At 72.3% G+C, this 16007-nt stretch carries 9 protein-coding genes; 1 reads left to right on the top strand and 8 read right to left on the bottom strand.

Annotated features, from left to right (window positions below):
- Positions 1-23 precede the first annotated feature (23 nt).
- The 6 genes from OG439_RS02410 to malQ all read right to left on the bottom strand — a co-directional run bounded on the left by OG439_RS02410 (position 24) and on the right by malQ (position 12568).
- Positions 24-2006, bottom strand: coding sequence for an alpha-1,4-glucan--maltose-1-phosphate maltosyltransferase (locus tag OG439_RS02410; RefSeq protein ID WP_326947690.1), 1983 nt, complete (start codon positions 2004-2006; stop codon positions 24-26).
- A 178-nt stretch (positions 2007-2184) separates the two neighbouring features.
- Positions 2185-4332, bottom strand: coding sequence for a glycogen debranching protein GlgX (gene glgX / locus OG439_RS02405; protein WP_326947689.1), 2148 nt, complete (start codon positions 4330-4332; stop codon positions 2185-2187).
- A gap of 70 nt (positions 4333-4402) precedes the next feature.
- Positions 4403-6118, bottom strand: coding sequence for a malto-oligosyltrehalose trehalohydrolase (treZ, locus tag OG439_RS02400; RefSeq protein WP_326947688.1), 1716 nt, complete (start codon positions 6116-6118; stop codon positions 4403-4405).
- On the bottom strand, positions 6115-8388 hold the full coding sequence (treY, locus tag OG439_RS02395; protein WP_326947687.1) for a malto-oligosyltrehalose synthase: 2274 nt from the start codon (positions 8386-8388) through the stop codon (positions 6115-6117). Before treY ends, treZ begins: the two co-directional genes overlap by 4 nt.
- Entirely contained in the window at positions 8385-10505 is a 2121-nt protein-coding gene (gene glgX, locus OG439_RS02390; protein ID WP_326947685.1) for a glycogen debranching protein GlgX, read from the bottom strand. The genes treY and glgX (OG439_RS02390) overlap by 4 nt, the downstream gene beginning before the upstream one ends.
- A gap of 86 nt (positions 10506-10591) precedes the next feature.
- Entirely contained in the window at positions 10592-12568 is a 1977-nt protein-coding gene (malQ, locus tag OG439_RS02385) for a 4-alpha-glucanotransferase (protein WP_326951474.1), read from the bottom strand.
- A gap of 157 nt (positions 12569-12725) precedes the next feature.
- On the opposite strand from malQ, the gene OG439_RS02380 reads away from it, so the two are divergent.
- Positions 12726-14171 carry an amino acid permease gene (locus OG439_RS02380; RefSeq protein WP_326951473.1) on the top strand — a complete coding sequence of 482 codons (1446 nt, stop codon included), beginning with the start codon at positions 12726-12728 and terminating at the stop codon, positions 14169-14171.
- Here the strand turns inward: OG439_RS02380 and OG439_RS02375 are convergent.
- Entirely contained in the window at positions 14149-14931 is a 783-nt protein-coding gene (locus OG439_RS02375; RefSeq protein WP_326947684.1) for a DUF6885 family protein, read from the bottom strand. The genes OG439_RS02380 and OG439_RS02375 overlap by 23 nt on opposite strands.
- A 220-nt stretch (positions 14932-15151) precedes the next feature.
- The gene (locus OG439_RS02370) at positions 15152-15955 is read right to left on the bottom strand and encodes an EamA family transporter (RefSeq protein WP_326947683.1); all 804 of its coding nucleotides are present in this window, start codon (positions 15953-15955) and stop codon (positions 15152-15154) included.
- Positions 15956-16007: the final 52 nt, after the last annotated feature.

The following is a 16007-nucleotide window of genomic DNA, read 5'->3' as shown; positions in this document are numbered from 1 at the left end:
CGCACTTTCCCGCGTTTTCCCGTCTACCCGGCCAGCCGGCGCCGCACCGACACCACGTGGGCCACGGCCCGCCACGGTTCGAGCCGGACGAAGTTGGCCTGCCCCCAGTCCCAGGTGTCCCCGGTGACCTCGTCGTGGGCGATCAGCCGCTCGTGCGCCTCGAACCCGAGCGCGCCGGTGTCGAGCCACAACGTGCCCTCCTGCGGCCCGTACGGGTCGAGCGTCACGACCGTGACGACGGTGTCGCCGGTGGCCGGGTCCTGTTTGGAGTAGGCCAGCAGCGCGTCGTTGTCGATGTGGTGGAAGTGCAGGGTGCGCATCTGCTGCAGCGCGGGGTGCGCGCGGCGGACGGCGTTGAGCTTCGCGATCCACGGCTCCAGCGACCGGCCCTCGGCGAGCGCGCGGTCGAAGTCGCGCGGGCGCAGCTGGTACTTCTCGGAGTCCAGGTACTCCTCGCTGCCGTCGCGGACCGGGGCGTGCTCGAACAGCTCGTAGCCCGAGTAGACGCCCCACGTCGGCGCGATCGTCGCGGCGAGCGCGGCCCGCAGCGCGAACATGCCCGGGCCGCCGCGCTGCAGCGACTCGTGGAGGATGTCCGGGGTGTTGACGAACAGGTTCGGCCGGCCCTCGTTCCAGTGGTCCCGCAGGTCCACGGCGAAGTCGATCAGCTCCTGCTTGCCGGTCCGCCAGGTGAAGTACGTGTAGCTCTGGGTGAAGCCGAGCCGGGCCAGGCCCCACAGCCGCGCCGGGCGGGTGAACGCCTCGGCCAGGAACAGGACGTCCGGGTGGGCGTCCTTCACCGACTGGATCAGCCAGGCCCAGAAGTCCGGCGGCTTGGTGTGCGGGTTGTCGACCCGGAAGACCTTGACCCCGTGCTCGACCCAGACCAGGACGACGCGCAGCATCTCCTCGTAGACGGCCTTGGGGTCGTTGTCGAAGTTGATCGGGTAGATGTCCTGGTACTTCTTCGGCGGGTTCTCCGCGTAGGCGATCGAACCGTCCGGCCGGGTGGTGAAGAACTCGGGGTGCTTGAGGACCCACGGGTGGTCGGGCGCGGCCTGCAGCGCGAAGTCGAGCGCCACCTCCATGCCCAGCTCCGCCGAGCGGGCGACGAAGGCGTCGAAGTCGTCAAAGGTGCCGAGGTCCGGGTGGATGGCGTCGTGCCCGCCCTCGTCGGCGCCGATGGCCCACGGCGAGCCGACGTCGTCCGGGGTGGCGTCGAGGGTGTTGTTGGGGCCCTTGCGGTTCACCCGGCCGATCGGGTGGATCGGCGGCAGGTAGACGACGTCGAAGCCCATCTTGGCGACCCGGTCGAGCGCGGCCGCGGCGGTGGTGAACGTGCCGTGCACGGCCTTGCCCTCGGCGTCGAGACCGCCGGTGGAGCGCGGGAACAGCTCGTACCAGGAGCCGTAGGCGGCGCGCTTGCGGTCGACCCACAGCTTGAGCGGCTTGCCCTTGGTGATCAGCTCGCGCACCGGGAACTCGTGCATGAGCTGGCGGACCTCCGGCGACAGCGCGGGCCCGACGCGCTCGGCGAGGCTCAGCTCGTCGTTGCGCAGCGCGACGACCGCGCCGGTGAGGAGCGCTTTCTCGGCCCGGCGGTCCGGCCGGCGGGAGACGCGCTCCAGCAGCCGGGCGCCGTTCTCGATGTCGTTGGCCAGGTCCTCGGGCCCCTGCCCGGCGGCGACCTTCACCTCGACGGCGTGTTCCCACGTCGCCCAGGGATCGCTCCAGGCGTCGATCCGGTAGGTCCAGAGCCCGGTGACGTCGGGGACGATCACCGCGGCGAACTCGTCCGGGTGGTCGGGTCCGCGCGGCACCATCCGCGCCTGGCGCGTCAGGCGGTCGCCGGGACCGCGCCACGCGACGGTGGCCGCGACGGCGTCATGGCCTTCGCGCCAGACCGTCGCGGTGACGGGAATGTGTTCCCCCACAACGGCTTTGGCCGGATACCGGCCGCAGCTCACGCTGGGGGAGACGTCGTCGATACCGAGCCGGCCGGTCATGGGCAACGCCCCTCGATCTATGGGTGTGGACGCAGGCGTCGTCAGTCTGCCCGACTCGATCACGCACGATCGAGGCAGGGCTCTCTTGTTCTGTACCCAGACTCGTTCGAGTGAAACGCTTTCCGCACAAAGGTTCCCGGCGGATGTCCGGTGGGTTACGGCCGGACGGCGGTACGCGTCAGTAGGGTTCGGCCGGGGGTTCCGCCGCGAGGCGCGGGGCGCGCAGCAGGAGCAGGGAACGCGACTGGAGCGTCACCCGGCTCTTGGGCTCCAGCGGACCCGGGTTGCCCGGGCTGCCGTCGCCGGTGCTGGTGTCCAGCGTCGGCTTGAACGTCTCGCCGTACTCGCGGCCCGGCAGGACGACCTCCGTGGTTTCGTCGCCCGCGTGCAGCCACAGCAGCCACGAGTGGTCCGGCACCAGCGCGCCCTCGCGGTTGCGGGCCTGGCTGTTGGAGCCGTCGATCCACATGCCGAGCGTGCGGCGGTCGGCGAACCAGTCGCTCTCGCCGAACTCCTCGCCGTCCGGGCGGAACCAGACCAGATCCGGCTTGCCGGTCGGCGTGGTCCGGCCTTCGAAGAACTCCGGCTGCCGCAGCGCCGGGCTGTTGGCGCGCAGCCGGACGACGCGGCGGGCGAACGCGAGCATCGTCTCGGCCTCGGTGTCCCCCGGCGTCCAGTCGAACCAGGACGTCTCGTCGTCGAGGCAGTAGGCGTTGTTGTTGCCGTGCTGGGTGCGCCAGAACTCGTCGCCCGCGGTGAGCATCGGGGTGCCGGTGGACAGCAGCAGCGTCGCGAACAGGTTCCGCGCCTGCCGGGTGCGCAGCTCGCGGATCTCCGCGTCGCCCGTCTCCCCCTCCGCGCCGTGGTTCCACGAGCGGTTGTCGTTGGTGCCGTCGCGGTTGTCCTCGCCGTTGGCCTCGTTGTGCTTTTCGTTGTAGGACACCAGGTCCCGCAGCGTGAAGCCGTCGTGGGCGGTGATGAAGTTGATCGACTGCCACGGCCGGCGCAGGTTGTGGTCGTACAGATCCGACGAACCGGACAGCCGGTAGGCCAGGTCGCGGACGCCGGTCGCGCCGCGCCAGAAGTCGCGGATCGTGTCGCGGTAGCGGCCGTTCCACTCCGCCCACTGGGCGCCGAAGCCGCCGACGCGGTAGCCCTCGCCGGTCGCGTCCCACGGCTCGGCGATCAGCTTGCAGCGCGAGAGCACCGGGTCGGTGGTGATCGCGGTGAGCAGCGTCGAGGCGGCGTCGAACGCGCCGCCGCGCGGCCGGCCCAGCGTGCTGGCCAGGTCGAACCGGAAGCCGTCGACGCCCAGCTCCTGCGTCCAGTAGCGCAGCGAGTCGGTCACCAGCCGGACCACGGTCGGCGAGCCGGCCTCCAGGGTGTTGCCGCAGCCGGTGATGTCGGCCATGTGGCCGCGGTCGGTGTGCAGGTAGTACACCGGCGCGTTGAGCCCGCGGAAGCTCAGCGTCGGCCCGTCCGGCCCGCCCTCGCAGGTGTGGTTGAACACGACGTCGACGATCACCTCGATGCCGGCCGCGTGCAGCGCCGCCACCATCAGCCGGAACTCCTCGACCTCGTGGCCGGGCTCGCTGGCGTAGGCGGCGTGCGGTGCGAAGAAGCCGAGCGGCGAGTACCCCCAGTAGTTGTGCCGGCCGCCGCGGACCAGGGACGGCTCGTCGAGGAACGTGTGCACCGGCAGCAGCTCCACCGAGGTGACGCCGAGCCGGGTCAGGTACTCGATGGCCACCGGGTGGGCCAGGCCCAGGTAGGTGCCGCGCAGCGCCTCGGGGATGAACGGGTGCTGCTGGGTGAAGCCCTTGACGTGCACCTCGTAGATCACCGCCTCCTCGAACGGCACCTCCGGGTGCGCCCCGGTGTCCGGGCCGCCGGGCGAGGTGACGACCGACAGCGGCACGCTGCCCAGCGAGTCCACTGTGGACATCGGGCCGCGGTCCGGGTCGCCGGTGAAGCCCTGGGCGGCGGTCAGGTCGGTGAGCTGCCCGGTGATCTGCCGGGCGTACGGGTCCAGCAGCAGCTTGTGCGGGTTGCAGCGCAGGCCGCGGGCCGGGTCGTAGGGCCCGTGGACGCGGTAGCCGTAGCGCTGCCCGGGCGTCACGCCGGGCACCAGGCCGTGCCAGACGCCGAACGTGCGTTCGGTGAGCGCGATCCGCCGCTGCGAGCCGTCGGCGTCGATCAGGCAGAGGTCGACGGCGTCCGCGACGGCGGAGGTGATGGCGAACCGGACCCCGCCCGCCTCGGGGTGGGCGCCGAGCGGGAACGGGCGTCCGGCGAGGACGTGGTCGGCGGAGGGTCGGGTAGCCATTCCTGAATCGTCCCAGATCCCGGCCGGGGTGCGCGCGCCCGGCGGTCGAGTGGCCGCCGGGCAACCGCCGTCAGGGTGTCGTTTCGGCCAGGACGAAGGTCTCGGGCGGCAGGTGCGCGGCCCCACCGTCCAAGGTGGCCGGAGCCCAGGCCAGCAGTTCCTTCGTCGCCCCGAGCGGCAGCGTGACGTCGCCCGGGCCGAAGTTGCACGCCAGCCGCAGCCCGCCGCGCCGCAGCACCAGCCACGACCCGTCCGGCGCGGCGTCGATCCGCAGGTCGGGCGTCCACGGGTCGGCCAGCTCGGGCCGCTCGCGGCGCAGCCGGATCAGCGCGCGGTAGAGGTCGAGGACCTCCCGGTGCTCCGGCTGGTCCACCTCGGCCCAGTCGAGCCGCGAGCGCTCGACCGTGGCCGGGTCCATCGGGTCGGGGACGTCGGTCTCGCCCCAGCCGTGCCGGGCGAACTCGCGACGACGTCCGGTGCGGACCGCCTCGGCCAGCTCCGGGTCCGGGAAGGAGGCGAAGAACTGCCACGGCGTGCTCGCCGCCCACTCCTCCCCCATGAACACCATCGGCGTGAACGGCGAGCAGAACAGGATGGCCGCGCCGCAGGCCAGCCGGCCCGCCGGCACCGTGGCCGAGAGCCGGTCGCCGGCCGCGCGGTTGCCGATCTGGTCGTGGTCCTGCAGGTAGGCGAGGAAGCGGTGGCCGGGCACGCTCCGGGTGTCCACCGGCCGGCCGTGGGTCCGCTCGCGGAACGACGACCAGGTGCCGGCGTGGAAGAAGACGTCGTGGAGCACGCGCTGGAGCGCGTCCGGCGCGGCGAAGTCCGCGTAGTAGCCCTCGTCCTCCCCGGTCAGCCGGACGTGCATCGCGTGGTGGAAGTCGTCCGACCACTGGGCCTGCAGGCCGTAACCGCCGCGCTCGCGGGGCGTGACCAGCTTCGGGTCGTTGAGGTCGGACTCGGCGATCAGCGTCAGCGGCCGGTTCAGCGCCGCCGACAGCGTCTCGACCTCGACGGCGAGCTGTTCGAGCAGGTGGACGGCCCGCCGGTCGAGCAGCGCGTGGACGGCGTCCAGGCGCAGCGCGTCGAGGTGGAAGTCGCGGAACCACGCGAGCGCGTTGTCGACGACGTACCGGCGGACCTCGTCCGAGCCCGGCCCGTCGAGGTTGAGCCCGGGTCCCCAGTCGTTCTGGCCGGCGAAGTACGGCCCGAACCGGTCGAGGTAGGCCCCGGAGGGCCCGAGGTGGTTGTAGACGACGTCGAGCGCCACGGCGAGGCCGCGCGCGTGCGCCGCGTCGACGAACCGCTTCAGCCCGTCCGGCCCGCCGTAGGGCTCGTGGACCGCGCCCCAGAGGACGCCGTCGTAACCCCAGCCCGCGGTGCCGTCGAAGGAGTTCACCGGCAGCAGCTCGACGTGCGTGATGCCCAGCTCCACCAGGTGGTCGAGCCGGTCGATCGCGGCGTCGAAGGTGCCGCCGGGGGTGAAGGTGCCGATGTGCAGCTCGTAGACGACGCCGCCGGCCAGCTGCCGCCCGTGCCAGGCGTCGTCCGTCCAGTCGAACTCGGCGTGGTCGTAGACGCGTGACTCTTTGTGCACGCCGTGCGGCTGCCACCGCGACCGCGGGTCCGGCAGCGGCTCGTCGGAGTCGCCGATCAGGAAGGCGTAGTTGATGCCCTCGGCCTCAGCGGACCACCAGCCGCCCTCGCCGCGGGTCATCTCGTGCACGTCGGCGTCGACCTGGACGCGGACGCGCTCGGCCGACGGGGCCCACACGGTGAACGTCATGCGTCTCCTCGCACGAGCAGGGCCACCGGGTAGCGGCCGAACAGCGTGGCCACGTCCGGGGTGGCGTCGCGGCCGGTCAGGACGTCGGTCCAGACGCCGTCGGGCAGCGGCAGGACGGTGTCGCGCCAGCCGCCCGCGGCCGCGAGGCCGTTCGGCAGCCGCGTCACGGCGACGACCAGGCCGGGGCTGCGGGTGTAGGCCAGCACGTGGTCCGCGGCGACGCCCTCGGCGCGCAGCGGGCGGTAGCCGTGGAACAGCGCGGGGTGCTCCTGGCGCAGCTTCAGCGCCTTGTGCGTCACCAGCAGCTTCGCGGCGCCCGAGGCGTCGATCTCCGGCTGCTCGCCGTCGACGACCCGGGCCAGGATCTCGCGGCGGGCCGTGTAGTCGACCGCGCGGCGGTTGTCCGGGTCGACCAGCGAGAAGTCCCACAGCTCGGTGCCCTGGTAGACGTCCGGGACGCCCGGCGCGGTCAGCTGCACCAGCTTCTGGCCGAGCGAGTTGCTCCAGCCCGGGCCCTCGATCCGGCCGACGAACGCCGCGACGTCCGCGGCCAGCTCGACGTCGCCCATGACGTCGTCCGGCCAGGCCGCGACGGCCTTCTCGAACTCCTCGTCGTGGTCGGTCCAGCTGGTCCGGAGCTTGGCCTCCTTGGCCGCCTTGTCGAGGTAGTCCCGCAGCCGGGGCGGCTCGATCGGCCAGGTCGACACCAGCGTCTGCCAGGCCAGCAGGTTGAGCGACGGCTCGGTGATCCCCCGGCGCGCGGTCCAGCGGCGGACGGCGTCGGCGAACTCGCCGGGCAGCTCCGCCAGCACCGTCGCGCGGGCCCGGGTGTCCTCGGACCGCTTGGTGTCGTGGGTGGTCAGCGTGGTCATCGCGGCCGGGTAGCCGGCGTCGCGCGCGGCGGCGAGGCGGTGGAACTCCTCGACGTCCAGGCCGAACCGGTCCGGGTTGCCGCCGACCTCGTTGAGCGCGGCGAACCGGGTGTAGCGGTAGAAGGTGGTGTCCTCGGTGCCCTTCGCGACGACCATGCCGGACGTCTGCTGGATCCGCGTGGCCAGCTCGCCGTCCGGCTCGGCGCGCACCTGCGCGTCGAGGGCGTCCAGCGCTTCCCCCAGGTCAGGCCGGGCTTCCCGGGCCGCGGCGATCGCCGTCGCCCAGTGCTGTTCGCCTTCGGGCAGGTAGGAGCGGTAGACCGGGAACGCCACCATGGTCTCGGCGACGGCTTCCCGGGCTTGCTCGCTGTCGAACCGCAGCAGCGCCGCGATCCGCCGGACCTCGGCGACCAGGATCCGGTCGGTGACCAGGCGCCGGGCCTCGGCCTCGACGTCGTGGTAGCCGGTCCGGACGCCGAGCTCGTCCGCCAAGGCGGTGTACGCGGGCTCGGCGGCCGCGTCGACGAAGACCCCGGCGATCTCACGCAGGGCGTCGTAGCCGGTGGTGCCGTCGACCGGCCAGGTCTGCGGCAGCGGCTCGCCCGGGTGCAGGATCTTCTCCGCGACGATCCACGCGCCGGGCGCGTTCTCCCGCAGCCGCCGGAAGTAGCCACCCGGGTCGGCGAGGCCGTCCGGGTGGTCGACGCGCAGGCCGGTGACGTCGCCGTCGGCGACCCAGCGCAGCACCTCGCCGTGGGTCTCGGCGAACACCACCGGGTCCTCGACGCGGACCGCGGCCAGGTTCGTGATGTCGAAGAACCGGCGGTAGGTCAGCTCCGCGTTGCCACGCCGCCAGCCCACGAGCCGGTAGTGCTGGCGCTCGTGCACCTCCTGCGGCGTGCCGTCGCCGGTGCCGGGCGCGATCGGGAACCGGTGGTCGTAGTAGACGAGCTCGTCGCCTTCGACGGTCAGCTCGCCGACGGCGTCGTCGTCGCCCAGCACCGGCAGCAGGATCGGGCCGCGGTCCCAGTCGACGTCGTAGAAGGCGGCGTGCGCCGAGTCGCGGCCGTGCGTGAGCACGTCCCACCACCAGCGGTTCACCTTCGGCGTCTCCACCGACATGTGGTTCGGCACGATGTCGACGACCAGGCCGAGCCCGGCCTCCCGGAGCCGCTTGGACAGCTCCTGGCGGGCTTCCTCGCCACCCAGCTCGGGCCGCGCCCGGGTCGGGTCGACGACGTCGTAACCGTGGGTCGAGCCCGGCGTCGCGTCGAGCACCGGCGACGCGTAGAGCGCGCCGATGCCCAGGTCGCGCAGGTAACCGGTCAGCTCGGCGGCGTCGGCGAAGGTGAACTCCGGGCGCAGCTGCACCCGGTAGGTCGACTCCGGAACCGTCATTCCGTCTCCGTCCGCTGCAGCACGATCAGGGACCGGGCGGGCAGCGTCAGCTTGCCGCCGCCCTCGATGGGCTCCGCGTCCGTGGGCTCGACCTCGCCGGTCGCGGAGTCGACGACGACCGTCCACGCCTCGCCGTAGCCGTTGCCCGGCAGCGTGGCGTCGATGTCCTCGTAGTGCGCGTTGAAGGCGAGCAGGAACGAGTCGTCCTCCACCGCCATGCCGCGCGGGTCGAGGTCGGGGATGGCCTTGCCGTTGAGGAAGACCACGACGGCCTTGCCGAAGCCGTCGTCCCAGTTCTGCTCGGTCATCTCCTCGCCGGTCGGGGTGAACCAGGCGATGTCGCCGAGCTTGTCGCCCTTGCCGACCGGGCCGCCCTGGAAGAAGCGGCGGCGGCGGAACACCGGGTGCCGGTGCCGGAACGCCGTCAGCCCGCCGGTGAACCGGACCAGGCCGGCGTTCTGCTTGGCCAGCTCCCAGTCCATCCAGGCGAGCTCGGAGTCCTGGCAGTAGACGTTGTTGTTGCCCTGCTGGGTACGGCCGATCTCGTCGCCGTGCAGGATCATCGGCACGCCCTGCGACAGGAGGATCGTGGCGAGCATGTTGCGCTGCTGGCGGATGCGCAGCTCGTTCACTTGCGCGTCGTCGGTCTCGCCTTCGACACCGCAGTTCCACGAGCGGTTGTCGTCGGCGCCGTCGCGGCCGTCCTCGCCGTTGGCCTCGTTGTGCTTTTCGTTGTAGGACACCAGGTCCCGCAGCGTGAAGCCGTCGTGCGCGGTGACGAAGTTGATCGACGCGAACGGGCGGCGGCCGTCGTCCTGGTAGAGGTCCGACGAGCCGGTGATCCGCGACGCGAACTCCCCCAGCGTCGACGGCTCGCCGCGCCAGAAGTCGCGGACGGTGTCGCGGTACTGCCCGTTCCACTCCGTCCACAGGGGAGGGAAGTTGCCGACCTGGTAGCCACCGGGGCCGACGTCCCACGGCTCGGCGATGAGCTTGACCTGGCTCACGATCGGGTCCTGCTGCACGAGGTCGAAGAACGTGGACAGCCGGTCGACGTCGTAGAACTCCCGCGCCAGCGCCGAAGCGAGGTCGAAGCGGAAGCCGTCGACGTGCATCTCGGTCACCCAGTACCGCAGCGAGTCCATGATCAGCTGCAGCGTGTGCGGGTTGCGCACGTTCATCGAGTTGCCGGTGCCCGTGTAGTCCATGTAGTACTCGGGCTCCCCCTCCACCAGCCGGTAGTAGGCCTCGTTGTCGATGCCGCGCATCGACAGGGTCGGCCCGAGGTGGTTGCCCTCCGCGGTGTGGTTGTAAACCACGTCGAGGATCACTTCGATGCCGGCCTCGTGGAAGGCCTTGACCATGCCCTTGAACTCCTGGACCTGGCCGCCCTCGCCGGGCATCGCCGCGTACGCGTCGTGCGGCGCGAAGAACCCGATCGTGTTGTAGCCCCAGTAGTTCGTGAGGCCCTTCTCCTCCAGGCCGTGGTCGGAGACGAACTGGTGCACCGGCAGCAGCTCCACGGCGGTGACGCCGATCTTCTGCAGGTGCTCGACCACGGCGGGGTGGGCCATGCCGGCGTACGTGCCGCGCAGTGCTTCCGGCACGAACGGGTGATTCACCGTCATGCCCTTGACGTGCGCCTCGTAGATGACCGTCTCGTTGTAGGGCCGCCGCGGCTGGCGGTCGTTGCCCCAGTCGAAGAACGGGTTCGCCACCAGCGAGTACGGCACGCGTCCCGCCGAGTCGGCGTCGTTGCGCTCCTCCGGGTTGTCGAACTGGTACCCGAACAGTGATTCGTCCCACTTCACGCCGTGCGAGACGGCCTTCGCGTAGGGGTCGATCAGGAGCTTGTTCGGGTTGCAGCGCAGGCCGCGGCTCGGGTCGTACGGTCCGTGCACGCGGAAGCCGTAGCGCTGGCCGGGGCCGACGTTGAGCAGGTAACCGTGGTGGACGAAGCCGTCGACCTCTTCGAGCGCGTGCCGCGACTCGTTGCCTTCGCCGTCGAACAGGCACAGCTCGACCTGCTCGGCCACTTCGGAGAACAGGGCGAAGTTCGTCCCGACTCCGTCGTAGGTGGCGCCGAGCGGATAGGGCGTTCCGGGCCAGGGCCGCACTGGTGTCTCCTCGAGCTTCGGGTGGTACCGGGGCGTCCGCACTCGCGGACGCGCATCACAGGGGGTCGTGCGCTGCCGTATACCCGTTATCCGGGCAACGGACGCGCCGCAGCCAGCGGCGCCACCGCGGCGCGCACTCCCCTCGCGGTGAAGAAGCCGTCGACGCTGACGGGAAGGGGAATCCGCCAGTTAGGGTACTGGTCGACCGTGCCGGGCAGATTCGGCTGCCGCACCTGGCCCGCGACGTCGGCCGGCGAGGTCAGCACCAGGCGGGACGCGGCCGAGGCCAGCAGCGTGTGCAGCGCGACGACCGGGTCGTCGTCCGGGATCCCTTCCCGGGCAAGGAGTTCCCACAGGGCTTGACGTTCTTCCGCGGCGGCCGCGCGTTCGGCCTCGACGCCGCGGTCCAGCAGCCCCAGCTCGGCGCGGACCCGGACGTGCTCGGCGGCCAGCCAGCCGGCCACCGTCGGCAGGTCGTGCGTGGAGATGCTGGCCATCGCGTCCGGGTCCCACTTCGCCGGCGGGGTGAACGGCTTGCCCGGCTCGTCCCAGTCGCGCTGGAACCACAGCACGGCCGAGCTGAGCATGCCGCGCTCGTGCAGCGTCTCGGTGACGACGTCCTCGACCGTGCCGAGGTCCTCCCCCACGACCACCGCGCCGGCGCGGTGCGCTTCGAGCGCCAGGACGCCGACCATCGCCTCGGCGTCGTAGTGCACGTACGTGCCGCGGTGCGCGGGCTCGCCCGGCGGGATCCACCACAGCCGCCAGAGCCCCGCGATGTGGTCGACGCGGATGCCGTCGGCGTAGCGCAGCACGCCCCGGATGACGTCCCGCAGCGGCGCGTACCCCGCCTCGGCGAGCTTGTCCGGCCGCCACGGCGGCAGGTTCCAGTCCTGGCCCTGCTGGTTGAAGGCGTCCGGCGGCGCGCCGACCCGCACGTCGGCGGCGAAGACGTCGCGCCCGGCCCAGGTGTCGGCCCCGCCGGGGTGCACGCCGACCGGCAGGTCGTGCACGATCCCGACGGTCATCCCGGCGTCACGCGCGGCGCGCCGGGCCTCGGCCAGCTGCTCGCGGCAGAGGTGCTGGAGCCAGACGTAGAAGCCGACGCGGTCCTTCAGCTCTTCGCGTGCTTCGGCGACTTCGGGGCCGGCCGGGTCGCGCAACGGCTCGGGCCAGTCCCGCCAGTCGGCGCCGTGCTGCTCGGCGAGAGCGCAGAAGACGGCGAAGCCGCGGAGGTCGTCGTCCTCGGGCAGGTCTTCGACGCGGTGCGGCCAGAGCAGCTCGAGCGCGGCGCGCTTGGCCGTCCAGACGGCGTCGTAGTCGATCAGCTCGCCGTCGCGGTCCGGGGCCAGCGAGCGGACGGCCTCCTGCGTCGCGTCGTCGGCCCGCTCGAAGGTCTCGGTGGCGGTGACGCGCAGGTAGACGGGGTTGGCGAAGCGGCGGCTCGCCGGCGAGTAGGGCGAGCGCTCGACGGGGTGGGCGGGGCTGAAGGCCTGGACGGGGTTGACCAGCAGCACGCCCGCGTCGAGCTCGGTGGCGGAGCGGGCCGCGAACGTCGCGAGGTCGGCGTAGTCGCCGATGCCCCAGGAGCCGGCCGAGTGCAGGGAGTAGAGCTGCAGCATCCAGCCCCAGGCGGGGTGGACGGCGGGCAGCTTCGCCGGGACGACGGCGAGCACGACGTCCTGCTCGGCGGTGACCACCCGGTGCCAGCCCAGCGGCAGGTCCGCCGGCAGCTCGCCCCGCACCCGCCGGCGGGTGCCGTCTTCGAGCACGACCTCGGCGTCCGTGCCGAGCGCCCGGGTGACGCCCTCCTGGACGACGATGGTCGGCGGCAGCGCGCCCGCCGGCCGGGCTTCGCGCACGGCGGCCAGTGCGGCGCCGATCGCGTCCTCGCCGGTCGCGTCGACCCCGAACTGCCGCAGCACGGCGACGACGACGTCGTCGTCCACCTCGACCCACACCTGGTCCGAGTTCTCGTACCGGGTGGCGATGCCGTGGGCGTCGGCGAGCTCGTGCAGGGGGCTGCGGGCGGGGCGGTCTTCGGGGGGCGTCTCGGGGGGCATCTCTGGGGGCACTGGCACAGCATTCCGGTGCCCGGCCGTTCGCGCCATCCGCACCCGCCGACATCACTCGGCACCGGCGGCGGTTGCTTCCTGCCGATCTGCGAAAAGGCTCGTGACCTTCTAACTTCTCTTCATGGGTGTGCGGAGAACGTTGAACGTGGACGAGGTCCTGAAGCGCCAGGACTCGGGTGAGCTCAAACGGCGGCTGCGGGGCCGCGACCTGATCGGGTTCGGCATCGGGATCATCATCGGGACCGGCATCTTCACCCTCGCGGGCGTCGAGGCGAAGACGCACGCCGGGCCGGCGGTGACGCTCTCGTTCGTGCTCGGCGCCGCCGTCGCCGGGCTGGCGGCGCTCTGCTATGCCGAGCTCGCGTCGAGTGTCCCGACGGCGGGAAGCGCCTACACGTACGCCTTCGCCACGCTCGGCGAGATCTTCGCCTGGATCATCGGCTGGGACCTGCTGCTCGAGTTCGCGCTCGGCGCCGCCGTGGTCGCCCGCGGCTGGTCGGGCTACCTGGCGAACCTGCTCGGGCTGTCGCCGGACTGGTTCGGCGAGGACGCGAAGGTCAACGTCGGCGCCGTCGCCATCATCGCGGTGCTGACCGTGGTCGCCGTGCTGGGGATCAAGGAGTCGGCCTGGCTGACGAACCTCCTGGTGTGCGTGAAGGTCGCCGTCTGCGTCCTGGTCCTCGCCGTGGGCCTGTTCTTCGTCAAGGGCTCGAACCTGACGCCGTTCATCCCGACGGCGAAGCCCCCCGAGGGCGGGTCGAGCGTGCTGGAGCAGCCGATCGTGCAGGCGGCGCTCGGCCTGGAGCAGTCCGTGTACGGCATCGCCGGCATGATCACCGCCGCCGCCGTGGTCTTCTTCGCCTACACCGGCTTCGAAGCGCTCGCGAACCTCGGCGAGGAGACGCTGAACCCGAAGAAGGACCTGCGGGTCGGCATCCTCGGCGCGCTGGCCGTCTGCGCGGTGCTCTACATCGGCGTCTCGATCGTCCTCACCGGGATGATCCCCTTCACCGACATCGACACGGGCGCGCCGCTGGCCGACGCGTTCGACAAGGTCGGCCAGCACTGGGTCGGCGCGCTCATCTCGCTCGGCGCGGTGACCGGCCTGACGTCGGTGATGATGGTGGAGCTGGTCACGATCGGCCGGATCGGCTTCGCGATGGGCCGCGACGGCCTGCTGCCCAAGAAGCTCGGCACCGCGCACCCGAAGTGGGGCACCCCGCACCGGATGACCATCGGCGGGGCGGTGCTGATCGCCGTGCTGGCCGCGTTCATCCCGATCTCCGAGCTGGCCGACATGGTGAGCATCGGCGCGCTGTCGGCGATGATCATCGTCGCGGTGGCCGTCCCGGTGCTGCGCCGCCGGCGGCCCGACCTGGACCGGCCGTTCACCGTGCCGTTCTCGCCGGTGATCCCGATCGTCGCGGCGGCGGCGTGCTTCTACCTGATGCTGAACCTGAACGTGCTGACGTGGATCCGGTTCGCGGTCTGGCTGGCGCTCGGGCTGGTCATCTACTTCACCTACGGCCGCCGCCACTCCCGCTTCGCGCCCGGGAACGCCGACAACGTCAGTCCCACGAAGACGGAGTGAGGCCAGCGGCGCGGACCGCCTCACGGGCCACCGCGGCGCGGTCCGCGTCGACGACCACCAGTACCCCCAGCCCGGCCAGCGCCGCCGTGAGCCATTCGAGCGGCTGGTCGTGGATCCCGTTGTCCCCCAAAGAAGCGTAAGTGTCCACAACGGACACCAGAGTTCCTTCGGCACCGATCCGGACACCCGCCAGGAGCACGAAGTGGCCACCCGGCGGCCGCCACCGCGACGTCCACAGTGGCGGGACGCCGGTGTCGAGGTAGTCGAGCAGCGCGCGTTCGGGGGTGTCGTCGGCGCCGAGCTCCGCACCGTCGATCCGGGCGATCACCGCCACGCGCGGCAGGTCCCACAGCCCGGCCAGCAGAGCGAACAGCGACTCGGTGGTCCACTCCCCCGCCGCCGGCACCGCGGTCAACGCGCCGCCGGACAACGCCGCCACGGCCGTCGCCAGCGCGGACACGCGCGTACCCGCAGCGAGCGGATCGCCGACGACCCTCGGCGGCAACCGGAAGCCGGTCCGCCCCGGCTCGCCGGGAGGACGCACCGCCGGCCCGCGAACGGTGCCCGCGGCCGCCGCGACGGCGTCCTGGTCGAGCACGTCGACCCCGGCCGCCCGCAACGCCGCGAGACCGCAGAACGCCGCGGCCAGCCCGTCCTTCTGCGGCAGCTCCGCCTGGGCGACCGCGGCCAGCCGGGCCCCGCCCGGCAGCCACCGCACCCCGGACAGGTCGAGCTGCCCGCCGTCGATCCCCGAAGACATCGATCCCCTCAGTAGCCTCCTGCCGCCAGACACGAGTATCCCCGCCCAGCGCCGACGACGGCCATCACGATCCGGCGCCCATCGGCCGAGCTGCCTACCTGCACCAGCACCCTGTGCCAGTCGCCGTCCTCGTCGACCTCGCCGCCGAGGGCGCGCCCGTTTGAAACCGACTCTCGGCCGCGAGGTCCGCCACGTCGAGCGTGACTTGCACCGGCGTCGCCTAGCCCGGCGGCTCCGGGGACGGCCGGGAAGGGGCCTCACGTCGCCGCAGGGCCACGCCGGCCACCACCGCCAGGGTCCCCAGTGCCTCCGGCAGGGTCGGCACCTGGTGCAGCAGCAGGAAGCCCGTCACGCCCGCCGTCACCGGGAGCAGGGCCAGCAGCACCGCGAACCGGGCCTGGCCCAGGCGGCGCAGGACCACCTGGTCGAGCGCGTACGGCACCACCGTCGACAGCACGCCCACGCCGACGCCCAGCAGGAGCATGCGTGGCGAAGACCACACTTCTCCCGTGCCGAACGCCAGGGGCGAGAGCACGACCGTCGCCGCGGCGAAGCCGATCGCGAGGCTGTCGATGCCGTCGCCGTCGGTCGCCACCCGCTTGCCGATCAGGATGTAACCCGCCCAGGCGGCCGCCGCGGCCAGGGCGAACAGCACGCCCAGGGCGCTGCCGGACAGCCGGACGTCGGCGATCGCCACCACCCCGGCGACCACCAGCAGCAGGGCCAGCACGTCGCGGCGGGTGCGGGAGCCCGCGGCGGCCACCACCACGGGCCCGGCGAACTCCAGCGCGACGACCGTGCCCAGCGGCAGCCGGGCGATCGCCTCGTAGAACAGCACGTTCATGCCCGCGGTCACGATCCCGAAGACGCACGCCAGCAGCAGCCGCCGGCCCCGCCAGGCCGCGCGCGGCGGCCGCCGCCAGGCCAGCAGCACCACCGCCGCGCCCAGGCACCGCAGCCAGGCCACCCCGGCCGGCGTCGCGTGGCCGAAAAGATCGACCGCGATGGCCGCTCCGGCGTACATGGAAATTCCGCTGAGAACGAACAACAGCGGGGCGGGTACCGCGGAAACCTTC

The organism is Amycolatopsis sp. NBC_01307, from assembly GCF_035975215.1.
Classification (GTDB): domain Bacteria; phylum Actinomycetota; class Actinomycetes; order Mycobacteriales; family Pseudonocardiaceae; genus Amycolatopsis.
The sequence above is the reverse complement of the archived record's forward strand: the minus strand, read 5'-3'. Positions and strand labels throughout refer to the sequence as shown.